General features: G+C 31.2%; 18 protein-coding genes. 4 read left to right on the top strand and 14 right to left on the bottom strand.

Going from position 1 to position 20,747, the window contains the following annotated elements; all coding sequences use genetic code 11:
• The first annotated feature begins 95 nt into the window (after nucleotides 1-95).
• Nucleotides 96-1,094, top strand: a complete 999-nt coding sequence (locus P8F83_RS23170) for a choloylglycine hydrolase family protein (RefSeq protein ID WP_326512881.1) — start codon at nucleotides 96-98, stop codon at nucleotides 1,092-1,094.
• Between the two features lie 45 nt (nucleotides 1,095-1,139).
• On the opposite strand, the gene P8F83_RS23165 is transcribed toward P8F83_RS23170, so the two are convergent.
• Both P8F83_RS23165 and P8F83_RS23160 read right to left on the bottom strand, forming a co-directional pair.
• Complete coding sequence (locus tag P8F83_RS23165; protein WP_326512880.1) at nucleotides 1,140-2,561, bottom strand: glycoside hydrolase family 1 protein; 1,422 nt, start codon at nucleotides 2,559-2,561, stop codon at nucleotides 1,140-1,142.
• A gap of 111 nt (nucleotides 2,562-2,672) precedes the next feature.
• Entirely contained in the window at nucleotides 2,673-3,215 is a 543-nt protein-coding gene (locus P8F83_RS23160; protein WP_326512879.1) for a TetR/AcrR family transcriptional regulator, read from the bottom strand.
• Between the two features lie 156 nt (nucleotides 3,216-3,371).
• Here P8F83_RS23160 and P8F83_RS23155 point away from each other — a divergent pair, with 156 nt between their 5' ends.
• Nucleotides 3,372-4,118 (top strand): EFR1 family ferrodoxin, encoded by a 747-nt coding sequence (locus tag P8F83_RS23155; RefSeq protein ID WP_326512878.1) that lies wholly within the window; start codon nucleotides 3,372-3,374, stop codon nucleotides 4,116-4,118.
• Between the two features lie 447 nt (nucleotides 4,119-4,565).
• On the opposite strand, the gene P8F83_RS23150 is transcribed toward P8F83_RS23155, so the two are convergent.
• From P8F83_RS23150 to P8F83_RS23100, 11 genes are all read right to left on the bottom strand, one after another.
• The gene (locus P8F83_RS23150) at nucleotides 4,566-5,741 is read right to left on the bottom strand and encodes an MFS transporter (protein WP_326512877.1); all 1,176 of its coding nucleotides are present in this window, start codon (nucleotides 5,739-5,741) and stop codon (nucleotides 4,566-4,568) included.
• A 146-nt stretch (nucleotides 5,742-5,887) separates the two neighbouring features.
• Nucleotides 5,888-6,769: an ROK family protein gene (locus tag P8F83_RS23145; RefSeq protein ID WP_326512876.1), complete on the bottom strand. Its 882-nt coding sequence runs from the start codon at nucleotides 6,767-6,769 to the stop codon at nucleotides 5,888-5,890.
• Between the two features lie 53 nt (nucleotides 6,770-6,822).
• Complete coding sequence (locus P8F83_RS23140; RefSeq protein WP_326512875.1) at nucleotides 6,823-9,108, bottom strand: glycoside hydrolase family 2 protein; 2,286 nt, start codon at nucleotides 9,106-9,108, stop codon at nucleotides 6,823-6,825.
• Between the two features lie 49 nt (nucleotides 9,109-9,157).
• The gene (locus P8F83_RS23135) at nucleotides 9,158-10,579 is read right to left on the bottom strand and encodes a glycoside hydrolase family 1 protein (protein ID WP_326512874.1); all 1,422 of its coding nucleotides are present in this window, start codon (nucleotides 10,577-10,579) and stop codon (nucleotides 9,158-9,160) included.
• 24 nt (nucleotides 10,580-10,603) lie between these two features.
• Nucleotides 10,604-12,805, bottom strand: a complete 2,202-nt coding sequence (bglX, locus tag P8F83_RS23130) for a beta-glucosidase BglX (protein WP_326512873.1) — start codon at nucleotides 12,803-12,805, stop codon at nucleotides 10,604-10,606.
• Between the two features lie 74 nt (nucleotides 12,806-12,879).
• Nucleotides 12,880-14,160, bottom strand: coding sequence for a PTS sugar transporter subunit IIC (locus P8F83_RS23125; protein WP_326512872.1), 1,281 nt, complete (start codon nucleotides 14,158-14,160; stop codon nucleotides 12,880-12,882).
• Nucleotides 14,161-14,198: 38 nt separating this feature from the next.
• On the bottom strand, nucleotides 14,199-14,501 hold the full coding sequence (locus P8F83_RS23120) for a PTS sugar transporter subunit IIB (protein ID WP_326512871.1): 303 nt from the start codon (nucleotides 14,499-14,501) through the stop codon (nucleotides 14,199-14,201).
• 167 nt (nucleotides 14,502-14,668) lie between these two features.
• Entirely contained in the window at nucleotides 14,669-14,980 is a 312-nt protein-coding gene (locus P8F83_RS23115; RefSeq protein ID WP_326512870.1) for a PTS lactose/cellobiose transporter subunit IIA, read from the bottom strand.
• Between the two features lie 140 nt (nucleotides 14,981-15,120).
• Complete coding sequence (locus tag P8F83_RS23110; protein WP_326512869.1) at nucleotides 15,121-17,808, bottom strand: sigma-54-dependent transcriptional regulator; 2,688 nt, start codon at nucleotides 17,806-17,808, stop codon at nucleotides 15,121-15,123.
• 282 nt (nucleotides 17,809-18,090) lie between these two features.
• On the bottom strand, nucleotides 18,091-18,297 hold the full coding sequence (locus P8F83_RS23105; protein WP_326512868.1) for a hypothetical protein: 207 nt from the start codon (nucleotides 18,295-18,297) through the stop codon (nucleotides 18,091-18,093).
• Between the two features lie 40 nt (nucleotides 18,298-18,337).
• Nucleotides 18,338-18,751 (bottom strand): hypothetical protein, encoded by a 414-nt coding sequence (locus P8F83_RS23100; protein ID WP_326512867.1) that lies wholly within the window; start codon nucleotides 18,749-18,751, stop codon nucleotides 18,338-18,340.
• 608 nt (nucleotides 18,752-19,359) lie between these two features.
• On the opposite strand from P8F83_RS23100, the gene P8F83_RS23095 reads away from it, so the two are divergent.
• Both P8F83_RS23095 and P8F83_RS23090 read left to right on the top strand, forming a co-directional pair.
• Nucleotides 19,360-19,587, top strand: a complete 228-nt coding sequence (locus P8F83_RS23095; RefSeq protein WP_326512866.1) for a DUF1659 domain-containing protein — start codon at nucleotides 19,360-19,362, stop codon at nucleotides 19,585-19,587.
• 35 nt (nucleotides 19,588-19,622) lie between these two features.
• Complete coding sequence (locus tag P8F83_RS23090; protein ID WP_238902823.1) at nucleotides 19,623-19,847, top strand: DUF2922 domain-containing protein; 225 nt, start codon at nucleotides 19,623-19,625, stop codon at nucleotides 19,845-19,847.
• Nucleotides 19,848-19,901: 54 nt separating this feature from the next.
• Here the strand turns inward: P8F83_RS23090 and P8F83_RS23085 are convergent, their stop codons facing one another.
• Nucleotides 19,902-20,594: an aspartate/glutamate racemase family protein gene (locus tag P8F83_RS23085; protein WP_326512865.1), complete on the bottom strand. Its 693-nt coding sequence runs from the start codon at nucleotides 20,592-20,594 to the stop codon at nucleotides 19,902-19,904.
• Nucleotides 20,595-20,747: the final 153 nt, after the last annotated feature.

Genomic DNA, 20,747 nt, shown 5'->3' with positions numbered 1-20,747 from the left:
ACATTTAGTATAAGATACAAAATTCTTTTTAACATCATCATCTAGAATTGAATATGATTAAATTATAAGCATTCGAATTTTTGAAAGGAGGTTTTATGTGTACAGCAATAACTCTACACTCTAAACAGAATGAAAACTATTTAGGTCGTAACATGGACTTCTCTTATATAATTGATCCAGAAATCTATATTGTTCCTAAAAACTATACTTGGAAGAATATATTAAACACCAGTACATTTAGGGATTATTATAGCTTTATCGCAATTGGACAAGAAGTAGATGGTCTTCTAGATTTTTTTGATGGAGTTAATGAAAAAGGCTTTGCGGCAGCTGCATTATATTTTCCTGGTTATGCTAACTATGATTTACCTATGCGTTATACAAAAAAAGAGAATGACATTGTAGCCTCTATGAGTTTTCTTCATTATATATTAGGTAGAACAAAGTCTGTAGATGAACTTTACGAAATACTTAGGGACGTATCTATAGTGGGGTTTGAAGATCCTATAACTGAAATAGCTGCTCCTCTACATTGGATAGCAACTGATAGAAGCGGTAAATGTGTTGTAATAGAAAAAACAGAGATTGGACTAACTATATTTGAAAATCCTATTGGGGTTTTGGCAAATAGCCCTGATTTCTCATGGCATATGACTAATTTAAGAAATTATACAACCCTATCACCTAGGCAAACTAGTGAAACATATTGGGGCAATATGATACTAAGACCTTTTGGTCATTCATCAGGAACATCTATGTTACCTGGAGGTTATACTTCTCCTGAAAGATTTATAAAAACGGCTTATCAAAAAACACATTTAGAAATTCCAGAAAATCCTTTAGAAGTAATTTCAACATGTTTTCATATATTAGACAGCGTTGCACTTCCAAAAGGAGCCGTAATAACAGATAAAAATACTTATGATTTTACAAAATATATATCCTTTATGAATACAAAAACCTGTGAATATTACTTCAAAACCTACGAAAACAATCAGATAATAAAAGCTAGTCTCTTTGATAACAATAAAAAAAGCAAATCCCCCTTCTCTCTTGGCAAACTTATAAGACCAAGTAAATTTGAAAGCATATAAATAAAGGTGCTAACACTTAAAACGTGTTTAGCACCTTTAATATTATTAGTTATTAGTTAAATCTTTTCCATTAGAAGCTATAACCTTCTTATACCAGTAGAATGACTTCTTAGGTATTCTCTTTAAATCTTTAAGATCAAAGTTTCCTCTATTTACATAGATAAATCCATATCTCTTATCAAAACCTTCATGAGTTGATATTAAGTCAACTGCTGACCATGGGCAATATCCCATCATATCTACTCCATCATTAATAGCTAATTGCATTTGCTCTATATGGTCTTGTAAATATTTAATACGGTAATCATCTTTAATTGTTCCATCTTCTTCTAATTTATCGTAAGCACCTAAACCATTTTCTGTAATTATTATTGGAAGGTGGTAACGTGAATAAACTTCATTTAATGTATTACGGAAACCAATTGGGTCAATTTCCCAACCAAACTCTGTTTTTGGAAGATTAGGATTTTTAACTCCACGGAATACTCCTGGTAAAGAGAAGGCTGTTTGTTGGTCAACCTTTCCTTCAGCTGTCGCTTCCTCTACTGGATAATATTCAGCTGTTGCTGTGCTATAGTAATTAAAAGCTATAAAATCTGGTTTAGCACTTTTTAAGATGTGCATATCCCCTTCTTGAATTTCAGGAGTTGCATCCATAGTTTCAAGTATGCTCCATACTCTAGCATTGTAAACTCCATAAACAGCCATATCTAAATACATCCAGTTTCTTATAGCACTTAAAGTATTAGCAGCTGCTATATCTTCTGGTTTGTTTGAGTTTGGATATACTGATGATATGTTTGGTGCTGGACCTATTTTAGCATTTGGAAGCATTTCATGACATAAAATCATAGCCTTAGCTTGTGCTAACATCATATAATGATTTTGTTGATATAAAGCTTTTTGGACATTATCAATACCTTTAACATTAAGAGTTCCTATAACATTACCCATAAGAATCATAACATTTTGCTCATTTATAGTTAACCAATACTTAACTCTATCTCCAAAGTTCTCATACATAACTTTTGCAAAATACACAAATGCTTCTGCAGTATCTGGGTTAGACCAACCACCATTCTCATCAAGAGCTGCTGGTAAGTCAAAGTGGTACATTGTAACTAAAGGTTCTATATTATATTTTAAACATTCGTTTATTACATTATTATAGTATTCTATTCCTTGTGGATTTACTTCTCCAACTCCCTTAGGAATTATACGAGACCATGCTATAGAAAATCTATAAGTTTTAAAACCCATTTCAGCCATTAATGCAATATCTTCTTTATAATGATGATATTGATCACTAGCAACCTTAAAATCTGCTGTTCCTTCTGGTATTACTTTTACATCTTGAACAGATGGTCCTTTTCCATATTCTAAACTTGCACCTTCTACTTGATAAGCTGATGTTGATGCTCCCCATAAAAAGTCTTTTGGAAAATCTTTATTTTTTAAATTAGACATACAAATCCTCCTTAGATTTCATTTTCTATCTAATAATATTTGATTATGTCTCTATTTTAATACAAATGAACAAGATTTATTTTCAAAAAGTGAAAAATATTCCTTTAAATATTAACACTCAAACTTTGTAAGTACATGATTAAGCATTTCTGATACTGATTTACTAGGCATTTTCATCCCTTCTTTTAACCATGCCTCTAGAATACCAAATGCTCCAGAAACAATAAAAAGAACTTCTGCCTTATCTAATTCAGTAATAGTATCTACCTCACTTGAAATTAATTTTTGATTAAAAAAACATTTTATCTTTTCAAGTATCCTTCCGCCATTTTCTATTCTTGTAAGTATAAGAAAACTTTCTCGATTTTCTTCCATATAATCAGTTACTGTTCCCGTGAACTTTAGCATATTTGAAGAATTACCACAGGGGTAAGAAGTATCATACAAAATCTCAAGATTATGAATTAACTCATTCTCAAGGTATTCCATTAATTCATAAACATCCTTATAATGCAGATAGAATGTTCCTCTCCCTAGATCTGCAAGTTTTGATATTTCAACAACGCTAATTCTATTAATACTTTTTTCTTTTAAAAGTTCTAAAAAAGCATTACGAATAGCTCGCTTCGTTTTTATTGATCGTCTATCTTCCATGAGTGCACCCTTTCCTGTACAATTTATCAATAAATGTTCATATATAAACACTTATTGATAAATTGCCGATTGAGACAAATATTATCATAAAGTATAATAGACACATGTTCAATAGTCAATACATGTTTATAAATCATATAAGTTGAGGTGATTAGTATGATTCTATTTTTTAGTGGAACTGGAAACAGTCAATATGTAGCAAAAATACTTGCAGAAAAAACAAAAGATGATATTGTTTCTATAAATAAGCTTTTGAAACAAGGAAACCAAAAACAACTTGTCTCACAAGACAAACCCTTTGTCTTTGTATGCCCTACTTATGCCTGGAGAATCCCCAAAGTGGTAGAAGATTTCATAAAATCAGTTGATTTTTCAGGAAGCAATAAAGTATATTTTATCCTAACCTGTGGATTATCTACATCTAATGCACTAGGTTATATAAAACAGCTATGCACGGTAAAAGGGTTTGACTTACAGGGATTTGCAGATATCGTTATGCCTGAGAATTATATAGCTATGTACAACGCTCCAGATAAAGTTACCGCAGATAAAATAATTCAAAAAAGTATGCCCAAAATACTTAAAATTGCAGAAGATATTCGTGATGAGATACCTTTTCCTGTCCTCACTACAAAATCATCATTAAAAAGTGGTGTTGTAAATACGGTCTTCTACAAATTCTTTGTTAAATCAAAGGGCTTTTATACAACTGAAAAATGTATAGGCTGTAAAAAATGTGTTCAATTATGCCCTCTTAATAATATAGAAATGAAAGAAGACAAACCTAGTTGGCAAAATAACTGTACCCATTGCATGGCATGCATCTCAGGTTGTCCGACATTAGCAATTGAATATAAAAACAAAACTCAAGGTAAACCAAGATATTATTTAGAATGTAAATAATATAAAAAACTCCAATCCATATTTAATTCCATGGATTGGAGTTTTTACGATTGTGTAATAAAAGAGGGGGATGTCTCTTCACCCCCCTTTACAGAAAAAGATACAATAACATTAGTACCACACACATAACTAACATTAATAAACTTTGTAGTAAATGCTTTACTAATTTAAAAAGTACTACCCTCATACTCTTCGCTCCCTAGTTAAAATATCCTCAACTTATTTATATAACTTTAATTATATATCTATGATATTATTCTTCTAGAAATGTACAGTTTCTCCTATCCAGCTTATCTAAAGTGTCTTTGAGTGATTTCTATAATCAAGTATTTGCTATACTTTTAGTAATATAATGTTACTACTTAACTAACTATTGTACCTTTGGGCAGGTATAAAAATAGAGCTCAACAACTGAATGCTGAGCTCTTATTCTACATGTTCATCTTATTAAATTGCTTTCTTTGGTATCTTATAAGCTAGTACTAAAGCAAGTAGAGTTAATCCACCATAAATTATAGCACCAGTAAAAAATACTCCTGTTATAGTAGATAAACTTATATTTATCATATTTCCTAGATATGGAGCAAAAAATGCACCTGAGCTTTGTCCCACAAGAATTATGCTAGTAGCTATCTCTCCATGATTACTGAATTCTTTGTGTACAGTATCTTGAATGTAAGGTACAAAAGCCATATATCCAAAACCTAATATAAATCCACTAATAAGTGTAATCGATAAGTTATTTGATGCAGCTGCAATAATATATGCACTAACCATAGACGTATAAAATATAGGTAGAGATAGTTTCTTCATTCTATGAACCATTCTTCCATATAAGGCACCACTAATCAAAGATCCAGCAGAAATAAACATAATAATTGTGCTTCCATCTTGAGATTTACCATAACCTAGTGTAGTAACAAGAGTTGAACATTTGATAATATATAAAGTCGCTGCCGATACTGATATAAACATAATACCTGCATAACCCAATATTTTCACCATAGTATTTATACTTATCTTATTTTCTTCCTTAATCTTATCCTTAGCTCTTTTTACATTTTCGTTTTTGTTTACAGATGGAACAAAAGCTGCAAAAATACCTAATATAATAAAGGCAATAAAATATGTGTAGAAAGAAACATTCCATCCATATATCAGCAGTCTTCCAGCAATAAAAGTAGCAATAAGACTGCCTAATCCTCCAATACCCCCCTGCATACCTATCATAGTACTTCTTGTTTTACCATCAAAAAAGTATACAATTAATGTAATCAAAGTAGAAGTTATCAATCCTGCGCCAAAGCCAAATACACCCCTTGTAAACAAAATAACGTAAATGTTTTTTATAAATATAGGAATAATACCTCCAACTCCACATAACAAAATACCAAGTAAAACATTATTCTTATAACCGATTTTTTTACCCATAAAACGTCCTATAAGAATAGCAACCATTTGAAATAAAGATGGTATAGTAGATATTAGTTCCACAACATACAAGGGAACAGTATTAAATACCTTAGCCATTTCTGGAATATTACCACTTATTGCATTCATTGATGCTGTAACAAAACAACAGGACAATAATGCCGTTTTCAACTTTAAATTATTATTATTCATTACATTCTCCTATCCAATTAAAATTTGAGTTCATGTAAGATATATTTTAAATGTTGAAGTTAACTCCAGGTCAATGGATTTTCATATTATGAAAATGGAAAGGTGATGAAAATTCAAATGAACTTTCATCACCTTAATTAAACCTACTAATCTTCTTGTATATAATTATAATACGCTCCATAAATATTAGCATCATTACCTAATTCACTTTGCTCTACTATAATCTCAGGAGTATACATTCCTGGTATTGTATTTAACTCAGTTGCTATAGCTTGTATCTTTTCAGTTAGAATCTTTTGAGCACTTATTCCTCCCCCAATAACAATCTTTTTAGGGTCTAAAATAACTTGAATATTTACTATTTGTACAGCAATACTTTTACAAAAGCTATTAAAAGCCTCTAAAGCAACTTCATCCTTTTCCTCAATTAACTTAAATAAGTCAATTCCATCAAATTCACCTTCGATTCCCTTAGCTAACTTCACCCTTTTAACAAGTCCTACACTGCTTCCCTTTGCACCCCAAACATTTCTGAAGTTTTCTGGGTCTTCATCATTGGTTCTTACAAATGAGAACTCTCCTGCAGATAAATGCTCTCCTTTTAGTAATTTTCCATTGGCTATTATTCCTCCACCAACCCCTGTTCCAATAACTATTACTACACCATCTTCACATCCTTGGAGCTTTCCTTTATATAGCTCCCCTAGTGCAGCACACTTACCGTCATTTTCTATAGCTACCTTTACCTTATACCTTTCTTGCAAGAAAGTTTTCATATTAAAATCTTTAATAAAACTTAAAGATCCTCCATGCTTCATAAGTCCAGTTTTAGAGTTAACTATCCCAGGTATACTTATTGCTATTCCTGCTGGCTTAACTTTATTAACAACTTTGTCAATGTTATCCACAAATTCCTCTAATGATTGTGTGGATGTTGGTATTTTATCTCTATCTACTATCTCATCATTTTCTATAATAGCAGTCTTTGTAGAGGAACCTCCAATGTCCATAACCAGTATTTTGCTCATAAATTCTCCTTCTTTAATACAATGTACTTTTTATTTATCTATCAATGTACATATTATACTAAATCTTTACACTTACTCTCAATAACCTTTGGTATAATATTCAGTTCGTTATTAATAACACCTAACAATTCTTTAGGTATATTAAATGCTGAACGCTTAGACATACCCTCAATTGTAAACACTGCACTCATTAGCTTGAATCTTGGACTATCTGCCATATCACCAAAAAATTTCTTAAATACAGCTTTTGCTTTTTCATTTTTACAAAGTTCTTCTACAGTGTCAAACACAGAGTAATATCCTTCTTTAATAACCACTTCCTCAACATTTGACAAATCGAACTTTTCAAACCAGTTAGTTACATGCTTTTTCTCCTCCTGCTTTGGAAGAATGTAGCTTCCATCAGCTTCATCAACTCTATTTAAAATCATCTCATCCGTATAAACATTTGAATCTTCATCAAAAGCCTCTACTTTAATAGTGTTTTTCCCAAAACATAATTTAATGTCACTAAATTTTTTCATTGCCTCAATATTATTTATTTCACTTATAAATTTATTATTCAAGTAAAGCTTAATATGAGCTACATTTGATAGCACCACTATATCATTTATTTCTTCATGTCTATTCACAAATCTGCTACCAGCTAATTTAACAAAAGGCTGTTTTGACCAATAAGCTTTACATAGGTAGAATGCATCTTTTTTAATTTTTCTATCTATGGTTACTAAACCTTTTTGGTTTCTTCCCTTTTCTCCTCCTTCATTTCTAATCTCACTACCAAAGTCAAACATAGCCCATACATATCCACCTAAAACAAAAGGTCTTTCATTAAATGTTCTAAGTGCATTATCTTGGAAAAGCAGCTGATACTCTTCTGTATAGTCCTTTATAGCCGGGGTATATGAATGCAATCTTGGGTTAGTATCCACTCCATATTCTGTTACCATAACTGGTATATCAGCCCTTACTTCATGGAATTCATCCAATCTCTTCCCTAAATCCTGCATCTCTTTGTAGTACCAACCATAATACAGATTATACCCAACAAAATCTGTTAGTCCATTAAGATAGCTTTCATTGGCTACGCTATGAATATTAGCCTGAGAAACAAATCTACTTGAATCCATTTCTCTAGCAATAGACACAAGGTTCTCTACCATTCTATATATCTTTTCATTCTCTGCTCCTATAGTTATTTCATTTTGGACTCCCCAGCAGTATATAGAACTATGATTATACGCTTGTTTGATCAATCTTTCTAATTGCTCTTTTGCATTTCTATTTTCCTCATCACTGGTGACAGGTATACTGATAAATGGAATTTCAGCCCATACCAATATTCCCTCACGGTCACAAAGAGTGTAAAAATAATCATTATGTTGATAATGAGACAACCTGATACTGTTTGCACCTATCTCTTTAATAATCGACATATCTAAATCCATGTGATCTTTAGTCAGTGCGTTGCCTACTCCTGCAAAATCTTGATGTCGGCTTACTCCATTTAATTTAATAGCTTTACCATTTAAGAATACGCCTTTATCAGTAGTAATTTCTACTGTTCTAAATCCAATTTCAATTGTTTTTTTATCATATACCTCATCTTCAGATATTAACTTAACTTCTAATTTATAAAGATATGGTTTCTCTACTCCCTGCCAAAGATTAGGGCTTACAATTTTCTCCACAATATTAAATTCTGACTCATTTGAAAATCTCATATCAAGTGTCTTATTCAACACTATATTTTCTTCTTTATCTAAGAGTTTAAACTCTACTTTACCTTCTTTAGCCTCAGATAATTCATTTATCACCTTGCCATGTACTTTTATCTCAAATATATCTTCATCTATTTTCTTTTGTGTTGCGTATATTCCATCTTTTCCGTTATCCATTAGTTCAAAATGAAGAAATTCTGAAATTATTAACTTCACTTCACGATATAATCCACCATAAAAGGAGAAATCAGCCATTAACGGATATATATCATCATGAAAACTATTGTCTACCAATATGGATATTTCATTTTCCCCTATCTTTAGAAATGGTGTTAGAAATGCTCTAAACATTGAATAGCCACATCTGCTGTCGCCAGCCAGTCTACCATTTACATACACCTTGGCAACCATTCCGGCTGCACCTATCTCCAAAAATATAAATTTACTTATATTTTCATCAGTAATATTTAATTTTCTTTTATAGCAGCATTCTCCTTTAAACATCCCGTCTCCACTTTGTCCATCAATGTCATTAAAACAGTGCGGCAAAGTAACTAATTCTGCTTCATAGTTTTCTTTAATAAATAGCCAGTTATCATTTAAATCTAAAATTTTCAATATATTCTCCTCCTTACATACAACTTTCCTTAAATTCTAAATTCATATACTACTCTAAATCTTCTCCATTTGTAGCTATAACCTTCTTATACCAGTCAAAAGATTTTTTCTTACCTCTCTTTAAAGTTCCATTACCATAATTATCTTTATCAACATATATAAAACCATAACGCTTTTTCATTTCACCTGTAGATGCACTTACTAAATCTATACAGCCCCAAGGTGTATATCCCATTAAGTCAACACCATCTTTAACCGCTTCTTTCATAGCTTCAATGTGTTTTTTTAGATATTCAATCCTATAGTTATCTTCTATAGTTCCATCTTCTTTTACAGTATCATTTGCTCCAAGTCCATTTTCAACTATAAATAGTGGTTTTTGATATCTATCATAAAGTTGATTTAAATATACTCTTAATCCAGTAGGATCAATCTGCCACCCCCATTCACTTGTATCTAAATAAGGATTACTTATGCCCATAGCAAAATTACCAGTCATTTTATTATCCTCTGGATCTGCACTTGTTACACTTGACATATAGTAGCTAAAAGCTAAATAATCTGTAGTATACTTTTTGAGTAATTCTATATCCCCATCTTCCATTTTTATATCAATATTATTCTCATCAAAATATCTATTAATATAAGCAGGATAGTACCCTCTCATCATAACATCCGAGAAGAATAAAGAGTTGCGTTCCATCTCAACATTTTTTAATACATCTTCTGGGTGACATGTTTTAGGATATGATAACATTCCAGCCATCATCATTCCAATCTTCCCATCAGGTATTATTTCATGGCATGCTTTTACAGCCAAACTACTCGCTACAAATTGATGATGAGCTGCTTGATATACCTTTTGTAAAAAATCAGGCTCTTGGTAATTTAGTATCATTCCTCCGCCAAAATAAGGCATAACCTTAATAACATTTATTTCATTAAAAGTCATCCAATACTTTACTTTATCCTTATATCTCTCAAAAACTGTTTTTGCATATGTTTCAAAGAACTTTATAAGCTTTCTATTTTCCCACGCTCCATATTTATTCAATAAATTAAGAGGCATTTCATAGTGAGAAAGTGTAATTAGTGGCTCAATATTATAACTTAATAATTCATCAAATAAGTCGTCATAAAATTGTAGTCCTTTTTCATTTGGAGTTTCATCGTCTCCATTTGGAAATATTCTTGACCATGCAATGCTTGTACGCAATGTTTTAAATCCCATTTCAGCAAATAATTTAACATCTTCTTTGTATCTGTGATAGAAGTCAATAGCTTCATGGCTTGGATAATAAACGCCATCTTTTATTTCTGTACTAATATTAAATAATCTTTCCATTGGATTCCCACAGATTAATGTATCTGCTGTACAAAGTCCTTTACCATCTTCATTATATGCACCTTCACATTGATGAGCAGCCAGAGCTCCTCCCCATAAAAAGTTCTTTGGAAAACCTTTGTTCATATTTATTCCTCCTAAATCTATATTTTATCTGTATTCAAATGTTACTTCCTTTACATCCTTACTGTTTGTTCCAATAAATAATTTAAACTTACCTGCTTCTGAGCTAAAGTGCATGTCTTTAGTAAAGAACCTTAAATCTTCTTCTGTAATTATGAATTCTACTATTGTACTTTCATTTGCCTCAAGTTCAATCTTTTTAAATCCTTTCAATTCCTTAACAGGTCTTACTACACTACCCACAATGTCTTGAATATACATTTGAACAGTTTCTTTACCTTTTATGTCACCTGTATTCTTTATGCTTATAGATGCCTTTATTGCGTTATTAATATTTAAAATATCCTTATCTAATTGAATATCTCCATACTCAAACTTTGTATAAGAAAGTCCATATCCAAATGGATATCTTGGTTCATTTGGTGAATCTATATATTTAGAAACAAATCTTCCTGTATGTCCTGAGCCAAGAATTGGTCTTCCAGTTTTAAACTCATTATAATAAACAGGTATTTGTCCAACATTCATTGGGAAACTCATGGTTAACTTACCTGAAGGATTTATGTCTCCAAACAAAATATCTACAATAGCTAAAGCTCCCTCTGACCCTGGGAACCAAGCTTCAACTAAACCATCAACCTTATCAAGTACGTTCTCTAAAATTAATGGTCTTCCATTAAACAATACACAAACAATAGGTTTATTTAATTCATATAGTTTTTCTAAAAGTTCTACCTGCTGTTTGTTTACTGATATATCTGTACGGCTTCCAGCTTCTCCACTTTGAAGAGTGTGTTCACCTAAAGCAACAACAATTGTATCTGCATCAGCTGCTATTTTTAAAGCTTCTTCTAAGTCTTTTTCGCAGTCTCTTTTAACTGCCATCTTTTGCATCATGTATCCAAAATCGCCAAGTAAAGAATAGTCATCTATAATATCGCAACCATGCGCATATGATAAATTATCACCTATCTTATTTTCCATAGCTTCTTTTAGTGTAACAATACTCTTTTGGTCTGCAGATATAGCCCATAATCCAACAAGTGCCTTTTCATTAGCATAAGGTCCTATTAAAGCTATTTTCTTATTTTTATCTAGAGGAAGAACCTTATTATCATTTTTTAATAGCACTATTGATTCTTCTGATAAGCTACGAGCAGTCTTTTTATTCTCTTTACTCCCTATAACTTCCTTCTCCAGTATTTCATTGGCCCCACGATAAGGATTTTCAAACAATCCTAAATCATTTTTTAAATTTAGTATTCTTAATACCGCTTCATCAATAAGCTTTACATTAATTTCGTTTCTTTCAACCAATCCTTTTAAATGATTCGCATATATAGGTGTTTTCATATCAAAATCCACACCGGCTTCAATCCCAAGCTTTGCTGCATGATTTTCATCTTCTGCTACTCCGTGATATATTAATTCTTTAATTGCTGCATAATCAGATACAGTTACTCCTTCGAATCCCCATTCTTCTCTTAATACATCTCTCATTAGCCACTTATTCCCTGATGCTGGAACTCCATCAACTGTATTAAATGATGTCATTACCATTTTACAACCTGCATCAACTGCTGCTTTATAGGAAGCTAAATAATCCTGTCTAAGTTTTCTTTCTGACATATCAACCGTGTTATAATCTCGTCCTGCTTCTGGAGCACCATAAGCTGCAAAATGTTTTACACAGGAAGCCACATGTTCATTATTGAAATCACCTTGAAATCCCTCTATTTCAGCTTTTGCATAAACACTATTTAAATAGGCATCCTCTCCTGTAGACTCCATGACTCTTCCCCATCTAGGATCACGAACTAAATCAACCATTGGAGAAAATACTCCATGTATACCTGTAGCTGAAGTTTCTTTTGCTATCATCTCCATTCCTTCTTTAACTAACTCTGGATTCCATGAGCAAGCAAAGGCTAATGGTACTGGCAACACTGTTTTATAACCATAAATTACATCTGCACAAAAAAGTAGGGGAATCTTTAGCCTACTTTTACTTAAATAATCATCTTGTATCTTTTTTAGATTTTCTGCCCCGAATACATTGTAAACAGAACCAATGTTGTTAATAACCTCATTACTTATACCAAGTTTTACTTTTGGTCCTGTAACCGCTGCATTATCACTATAAAGTTCTCCATCTAATTGAACAAGTTGATATATCTTCTCTTCTAAAGTCATCTCATTAAGAAGTTGTAATAACCTTTTACTTTCCATAGGTACCCCCTTAAATCTAAATCTAATTAAATAGTCTCTCATTAAATAATAAGAGACTATTTATGAAAATTATTCTATTGTTCCTGAACTTCTCCACTCTCTTCTTTAATTGCTTTATTATCAGCAATTTTGAAAAATGGATACCATAAACCTATCCATATTAAAATCAAAACAAATTGGAATACTGCAGTTTGCCAATTACCTACTATAAAACCTTTAATAATTATTGGTGTTCCAACTGGTGCAGCTATACCAGTTAATTTAGGAATAAATCCTGCAATTGTTGCAATATAACCTAAAATTAATGAAATTACATTTCCAAAAACAAATGGAAGTGCAAATACTGGATTCATAACTAATGGAGTACCAAAAATTAGCGGTTCAGTTATTCCAAATAGTGCTGGTACTATTGACAATTTTCCAAGCATCTTAAATCTTTGACTTTTAGCAGTTAGCATTAATATTGCTAAGCCTAAAACAGTTCCACCATATGTGCACAAACTAAAAAAATTCTGACCAATAACATTTGGTACAGGCTGTCCTGCAGAAGATGCTGCTAGGTTCGCTGTATCTAAAGCTACCCATATTGGCATCATTACTGACATTACTACCATGCTTCCATGAATACCAAATAACCATAGCGTTTGAGCTAATATTGCTACAACAATAACTGCTCCAAAACTACCACCTAATTGTTGCAGCGGTGCTTGTAGCAATTTATAAATAAATTCATGGATACTTCCAAATGAAGTACTTGCAAATATTGCAGATATGATAACAAATATTGTTGATATGATTATTCCAGGGATTAAACTTGAGAAGGAATCCTTAATAAACGGCGGAACAGATTCTGGCATCTTAATTGTCCATCCTCTTTCAACAATAGAAACATAAAGTCTTCCTACTACAAAAGCTACTATAAGAGCTGTAAATATTCCCGTTGAACCAAGCCAATCCATTGGAATTACAGAAACATCCTGCCCCCATGAATTTTTAGTTGCTTGTAGTGGAGTAAGTATTAAGAAAGAAATCACTGCCACTACTGATGGTCCAATTCCCTTTTGCTCAAAACTTTCCACTAAGCTATAAGTAATACAGAATACAAATATTAAAGCTAATATATTTGTTGTAAGGGTTACGGGTAATTGTAAATATTTATCTATACCATTTGAAGTTATAAAGTTTTGGTATGGTGCTATTGGCAAGGACTTTAGCAGTGCTGCTAATGATCCTATAATTGTTGCAGGCATCGCTGCCATCATTCCGCCCATCATAGCTTTAAGATATCTGTTATTAGATATCTTATTAACTAAAGGCTGAATTTTTCTTTGAATTTGTGCCGAATTAAATTTCATTGTTATCCCCCTCAGACTTTTTATTTTTAATATAGATTTTATAAATTTAGAGCTATATTTAATACTTTTTCACCATTCATCATTCCATAGTCAATGCTATCAATTACATCAACCTTAATACCCTTTGGTTCATATTCCTTCTTAAAGTCATCAACCATATATCCTATTTGTGGTCCTAATAGCAAAACATCAGTCTTATCACTGTAATCCTTTTTAAACTTTCCTTCTGCAATTGCTCTTATTTCAGATTCAATACCTTTTGCCTCTGCTGCTTTTTTCATTTTAGCTACAAGCATACTTGTTGACATTCCACCAGCGCATATTAAAGTAATTTGTATCATTTATAATTCCTCCTTAAAATAAATTAGTTATTATTTCTTTGTATATATTTAAAGCAACTATTGTGCCAAAACACTATTTCACTAAGAAAGCTCTTTAATTATGTAGTTATTAGACTCATATTATCTTCATTTTCCTAGTGGGTTATAATTTCTTTAGTGGGTTAATATTAGTGGGTTGAAAACTTATCATACATGTCTACAAACTCTCTTGCCATATCTCTTACTGTCATGGCATTCATTAAGTGGTCTTGTGCATGAACCATTAACAATGTAATGTCTTTACCATTTCCAGCTGCTTCATCCTGAATAAGTTGGGTTTGAATATCATGAGCTACTTCTAAGCTTTCAGATGCCTTAACTAACTCTTCTCTTGCTACTTCTATCTCTCCTTCTTTCGCCTTAAATATAGCTTTCATAGCGTGGCTTCTAGCATCACCTCCACTAACTATTATCTTTATTACTATTTCTTCGTAGTTCATATTTAACATCCTTTCCTTAATATAATTGGCTATATTTTAGTTTCTTATATATTTATAAAGCAAGTTATGTGCCAACCCTCTAAAGAAAAAATAAATTCCTAGACTTTAGAGCTTAATCTCTAAAGTCTAGGAACATAATCTTAAAGCTTAGTATAGTTTTTGTAATTCAAATTTGTGCTTATATAGCAAACTTCATCATCTGATATTTTTATATCATATTGATTTTCTAAATAAGTACATGCATATCTTACTATGCTGTAAAGCTCTCTATTATTTTGTATATACCTATCTTTATCTTCAAATTCTTCAATATTGTCTCCCTTTTTAAGTCTTTCTATAACAGCAGCCATATGAAATGTTATACCGATTAATGCATTAGTATTAATCTTTGCATTTAACTCTTCTTCTATATTACTGATGAATTTCTTTATATCTTTGAGTATTGATTTTCCTCCTACAGTTTCAAGCTGATTCTCTAAAGTATCTCCTATTTTAATATAGGTGGTTTCTATGTCTATAAGCCTTTGAATTGAAGGAATAGCATCTAAACTTAAAATCTCTGCCAAATCAAATAATGGTATTTTAGTATCAATATTAAAATGACTTACAATACATACAATTCTATTTTCTTTGGATATATTTTTAAGTCTCTCATAAATACTTTCCTTACCTATAAGATTTACAGGTATTATATTAAATATATTTTCATCTATTTTAAGTTTGTCCTTTAATATATTTTGAATAGCAATTGCACTACCTTCCCCAGTGGTACAAATAGTCACTATAGCGAGCTTCTCATTTTTTACTACATCTTCTTCTATTTCATTATCATCTTTTTCTAAGAATGTATTAACTTCTAAGGTTTCTTTATATACTTCCTCTAAAGCATAACCTAACATTGCTTTTCTTGTAGCTTCTATTACATGAAGAGTACTCACAAGAGGCATTGTCTTTGTTTTATTACCAATCTCATTTTCAATCTCTTTCCCAAAGTTTATTAGAGAACCCATATCTACTAAAAATAAAATATCTGATTTTATCTTAGTTTCTTTTATATATGCTTTTATTCTAGAAATTACTTCATGAGGTTTCTCAATTAAAGGAGCATCGATACCTACAGCATAATTTACACCAAGAAGCATATTGGCTGTATTAGTCATTGATGTTGCTGTAGATAAACCATGTGCAACTACTATTACTTTAACATCATTCCTCTCTTCACGTATAGTTTTGTCATCATATACTAGAAACATTGCTAAAAAAGCAGCCTCATCTATAGGAATACTAATATCTAAAGTTTTCTCAATTATTTTGAGACAGTCCAGAGCCACTTCAAATTCTCTTGGAAATTCTGTACGTATTTTATTTAATTGAGGATTAACTATTTTACCTTTTCTTTTTATTCTCTCTATAGAATTTGATATATGAACCGCCATTCCATAATATATTCTCTTACTCAATGACTTGCCTAAGCTTTCTTCACAAAAGCTAATTAGTTCTTCTACTAATCTAATAATCTCAGGCTCAATTATACTTTCTAAATTAGACGTATCTATTTTTGTATTTACCGTATGAATATATTTAGTGAAATAATCCTCTATATCTTTTTCCATCTCTTTTTCAAGCTCTTTGGTTTCTATCCCTCTGCTTCTTAATTCATGAACTCTTAAATCAATCATTTTATATATATTTTCATTTTTATCATCATCAACAAAAATCACATCTTTTTGAGTTTTATCAAATACACAGTATCTTTTATTTATCCCAATAAGCTTATTAAAAAGTTGCCTGTGTTCTATTTTTGTATACAGACCTTCTCTTATATAGTAAGGTAGCTCTAGGCTGCTTATTATAATATCTTCTTTTTTACCAGAAACAAATTCTGCATAAGCCTTAGCACAAACTATTTGAACATCGGTTTTTAACTGACCTATATTATTAACACATCTATAACTTAAAAATGCTCTCAAGGAATTTACTGATACTACTATTTTTCTCCCAAGACTTGCTGACTCTTCCATTACAAAATCCTTTATAAGGTTAAACTTTTCTTCAAAACTTCTTTCCTCTAAGCTCGGTATATTAATAATCATAGGAATTCTTCTAGTAAAAGTCTTAAGTAAGGTTGAGCCTGGATTTTCTGTTGTAGCTGCTATAATTAAAACTTTAGCAGTTCTCTCTAAATCCGTTTCTCCTAACCTTCTAAAACACCCATTATCCATAAAAGTAAAAAACATCTCTTGTCCTTCTGGTGGAAGCCTATGTACTTCATCTAGGAAAAGTATTCCCTTATCAGCCTTTTCAATCAAACCTTCTTTATCATAATCAGCCCCTGTGTAAGCTCCTTTTTTATTTCCAAACAATTGACTTATAAGAAGCTGTGGATTGCTTGCATAATCTGCACAGTTAAATGTTATAAAAGGTGAGTTTTCCTCCATAACTTTCATTTCCTTTGCATACTTATGTACTAACCCCGCAAACATAGACTTTCCTACACCTGTTTCTCCCAAAATCAACATATGCATCTTCTTTGATGGATATAAAACAGCCGCTTTAGCTTGATCTATAGAAGTTGTAAGGCTAGGATTTTTTTCTGAGAACTTATCAAATATATTTTCTTTTTTTTCAACCTTAACGTTTTCAGCAATAGAAAAAAGTATAGGTCTGCCAGTACTTTTATTAATCTTACCTTCCTCATGTAGCCTGTTAAGATCACTGCTCACATTAGATCTATCCAACCCCAAAATCTCTGAAATTTCTATAGCTGTTATTCCTGATTTAACACCTAGCTCTTTAAGTTTTTCATATATTAAATCTATTCTTCTCATATTAATCCTTTCTTTAATACTTCTTTTTATCAGTAGTTCTTATAAAAAACATTATCTCTTTTATTTATAGCATAGTCAATAAAATCGAAATAAGCTAGTGTAATTATATTAAATTTATTAATTATACTACAAATAATATATAGCTTATCGAAACCAGTGCGTTACTTTTATTAATCAAATTATATTTATTTAAAATAAAAAACTTAGTTTATATTCTTCTATAAACCAAGTTTTTTCATAAATTATAATTTCTTTTAAATTTATTAGCTAGCACCCTCTTACTTAAAACTCTTCTTTCTGATCACCATCCTCTTCTTTTATATATCTGTAGTAGCACCTTATAGCCTTTTCAACTATGTCACTAGATTTCACATTGACATCTGGATGAATCAATCTAAGTTCACTAATCATTCTTGCCGTAGATTCATTTACAACAAAGTTTTTTCTTATTCTCGCCTCTTTACCATTGTTATTACTTATACTAGTCATTAACACCTCTCCTCCCCATAAATTCTTTATTATTTTCTTATTAAAATCCACCTTGTTCTATTATATATTCATGATAATGTCTTATAGCACTATCTATTAGTACGTTTAATCTTATATTTACGTTAGGATGTAAGAACTTAAGCTCATTTAACATTTGTGCAGTTGATTCCCTGACACTAAAAGTCTTTCTGACTAAAAATTCCTCATCCTCTAAAATAGGTACTCGACTTTTCATTCTATTATTACTATTTATATTTAATTTCTCTTCATTAAGCTCATTATTAACTCCCATGTTTATCAAACTTTCATCTAAATGAAATTCTTTTATTACTTTTTCATCAAGCACTTCACCGTCTGTCCACTTAGATCCCTTAGGATACTCTTCTTTTTTAGGTGTGAGCTCTTCTATATTTTCATTTTCATTATTCTTATATTGTTTTTCATTTTTCTTCATTACTTTTTCTCCTCTTGGCTCTTTATTACTAATATTCTATTCATACCACTGCTCCGCTGTTCCTCTTTTTTAATGCTCCTATTTTCCAACATTCCACTTTTGCTCTTTTCCTATGTTCCAGCATCCAAATGTGCCACTTTTGCACTGCTCTTATGCTCCACTTTTGAAATTGTCCTATGCTCCAGCAGTCCACCTTGCCGCTTTTCCGATGCTCCTGTGCATTTATGCACCTATGCACTGTAGGAGCTTCTTTCCAAGCTCCATTAGATTCCTTTTAACTACTGCTCTGTAGAAGCTTCTTCTCAAGCTTCATAAAATTCCTTCTAATCTTCTGCCATTTAGGAGATTCCGTAGGAATTCTCCATTAGATTCCTTTTAACTTCTGCACCTATACTCTGTAGAAGTTCGAAGAACTTCATTAGATTCCTTTATAATCTTGACCGCAATTCTTCAGATAATAATTTTAATGCAATTAAATTTTTACTATATTTTCCATATAAGTAATAATATAAAATACTACTTTTTTCATCAATAATAGTCACCTTTTCCCCTTTCATTACATATTGTATAGAGTGAAAAAATATTACACGAAAGGAGTGATGATACGTATGTCTATAATAAGAGACCTAAAAATAAAGTCTTTAATTGTGGAAATACAGTCAGGTGTTGATAAAAATGGGCTTCCTACTTTTAAGAAAAAGTCTTTTTCTAATATAAGACTTGATGCAACAGATGCAGATATTCATGCTCTTGCTAAAGCTATATCTAAAGTATTAGCGCCTGAAACTGGAGATTATCTATTAGATGAACTCTCCATTTTATCAGATGCTGAATAGCATGAATTTTATTATAAAGGAAGGAGGTGAAAAATATGCAGTACTCCTTAAGTTTGACTTTTGTCACTGAAAGTGGCGATAAGTCTAATATAACTATTGCAGATGTTAGAAGTGATCTAAGTAATGACGAGGTAACTGAATTAGTTAAATCGATACTAGAGCTCAATGTCTTTACAAGTAAAAACGGATCCTTAGTATCTTTTTATGCAGCGAAATTAACGGAGAAGAATTCTCGTGATTTTGATGTTCAGTTATCCTAAAAATTTAGGGTTCAGCATTTTGCTGAACCCTTCTTTCACAGAAGATTTTTAATTTTAATATTCTATAGAAAGCATTGCAGCTTTAGTTGCATGGATTTGTGTCGTATCAAATACAGGCAATAGCGTGTCTTCTTGTCCAATAAGTAACCCAATTTCTGTACATCCAAGTATGACACCTTGAGCTCCATCTTCTTTTAACTTATCTATGATTCTAATATATTCTGATTTAGATTTTTCCGATATGATTCCCAAACATAGTTCGTCATAAATTATATTATTTACAATCTCAACATCACTATCATTTGGAATTAAAACTTCAATTCCCTTTTCTATCAACTTATCTTTATAAAAATCCTGTGTCATAGTATATTTAGTACCAAGTAATGCAACCTTATATATATTATTTTCTATAAGCTTTTCAGCAGTAGCTTCAGCAATATGTATAATAGGAATTAGTATCTCTTTTTGTATATTAGGTGCTACCTTGTGCATTGTGTTTGTACAAATAACAATGAAATCTGCTCCAGCTTGTTCAAGTTTCTTAGCGGCTCCACCTAATATTTCAGCACTTTTATCCCAATCTCCATTGGATTGGCACTCTTCAATCTCTTGGAAATCTACACTATATAGGACAACTTTAGCTGAATGTAGTCCTCCAAGCTGTTTTTTTACAACCTCATTTATTATTTGATAATATGTTACAGTGCTTTCCCAACTCATTCCGCCTATTAATCCTATTGTCTTCATAAAAATCTCTACTCCTTGTCTAACTATTAAATAATATAATTACTATAAATTTATTATTTGTATATTTAATTAAAAGTACTATTTTTTATTATAACAAATTATTATTCTTACCCATATACTATTATTATAATTAAAATCATATATATTTCTCAC

Origin of the sequence: Clostridium intestinale, from assembly GCF_035905475.1 — a bacterium.
Taxonomy (GTDB): domain Bacteria; phylum Bacillota; class Clostridia; order Clostridiales; family Clostridiaceae; genus Clostridium_T; species Clostridium_T intestinale.
Note: the sequence above shows the minus strand (reverse complement) of the source record. Positions and strands in the feature narration are given on the sequence as shown.

Coding starts and splice junctions, on each gene's coding strand:
- P8F83_RS23120 (WP_326512871.1), bottom strand. CDS start 14,501: ATGATACAAATTACTTTAATATGCGCTGGTGGAATGTCAACAAGTATG.
- P8F83_RS23150 (WP_326512877.1), bottom strand. CDS start 5,741: ATGAATAATAATAATTTAAAGTTGAAAACGGCATTATTGTCCTGTTGT.
- P8F83_RS23115 (WP_326512870.1), bottom strand. CDS start 14,980: ATGAACTACGAAGAAATAGTAATAAAGATAATAGTTAGTGGAGGTGAT.
- P8F83_RS23085 (WP_326512865.1), bottom strand. CDS start 20,594: ATGAAGACAATAGGATTAATAGGCGGAATGAGTTGGGAAAGCACTGTA.
- P8F83_RS23145 (WP_326512876.1), bottom strand. CDS start 6,769: ATGAGCAAAATACTGGTTATGGACATTGGAGGTTCCTCTACAAAGACT.
- bglX (WP_326512873.1), bottom strand. CDS start 12,805: ATGGAAAGTAAAAGGTTATTACAACTTCTTAATGAGATGACTTTAGAA.
- P8F83_RS23105 (WP_326512868.1), bottom strand. CDS start 18,297: ATGACTAGTATAAGTAATAACAATGGTAAAGAGGCGAGAATAAGAAAA.
- P8F83_RS23160 (WP_326512879.1), bottom strand. CDS start 3,215: ATGGAAGATAGACGATCAATAAAAACGAAGCGAGCTATTCGTAATGCT.
- P8F83_RS23170 (WP_326512881.1), top strand. CDS start 96: ATGTGTACAGCAATAACTCTACACTCTAAACAGAATGAAAACTATTTA.
- P8F83_RS23090 (WP_238902823.1), top strand. CDS start 19,623: ATGCAGTACTCCTTAAGTTTGACTTTTGTCACTGAAAGTGGCGATAAG.
- P8F83_RS23125 (WP_326512872.1), bottom strand. CDS start 14,160: ATGAAATTTAATTCGGCACAAATTCAAAGAAAAATTCAGCCTTTAGTT.
- P8F83_RS23135 (WP_326512874.1), bottom strand. CDS start 10,579: ATGAACAAAGGTTTTCCAAAGAACTTTTTATGGGGAGGAGCTCTGGCT.
- P8F83_RS23155 (WP_326512878.1), top strand. CDS start 3,372: ATGATTCTATTTTTTAGTGGAACTGGAAACAGTCAATATGTAGCAAAA.
- P8F83_RS23110 (WP_326512869.1), bottom strand. CDS start 17,808: ATGAGAAGAATAGATTTAATATATGAAAAACTTAAAGAGCTAGGTGTT.
- P8F83_RS23095 (WP_326512866.1), top strand. CDS start 19,360: ATGTCTATAATAAGAGACCTAAAAATAAAGTCTTTAATTGTGGAAATA.
- P8F83_RS23100 (WP_326512867.1), bottom strand. CDS start 18,751: ATGAAGAAAAATGAAAAACAATATAAGAATAATGAAAATGAAAATATA.
- P8F83_RS23165 (WP_326512880.1), bottom strand. CDS start 2,561: ATGTCTAATTTAAAAAATAAAGATTTTCCAAAAGACTTTTTATGGGGA.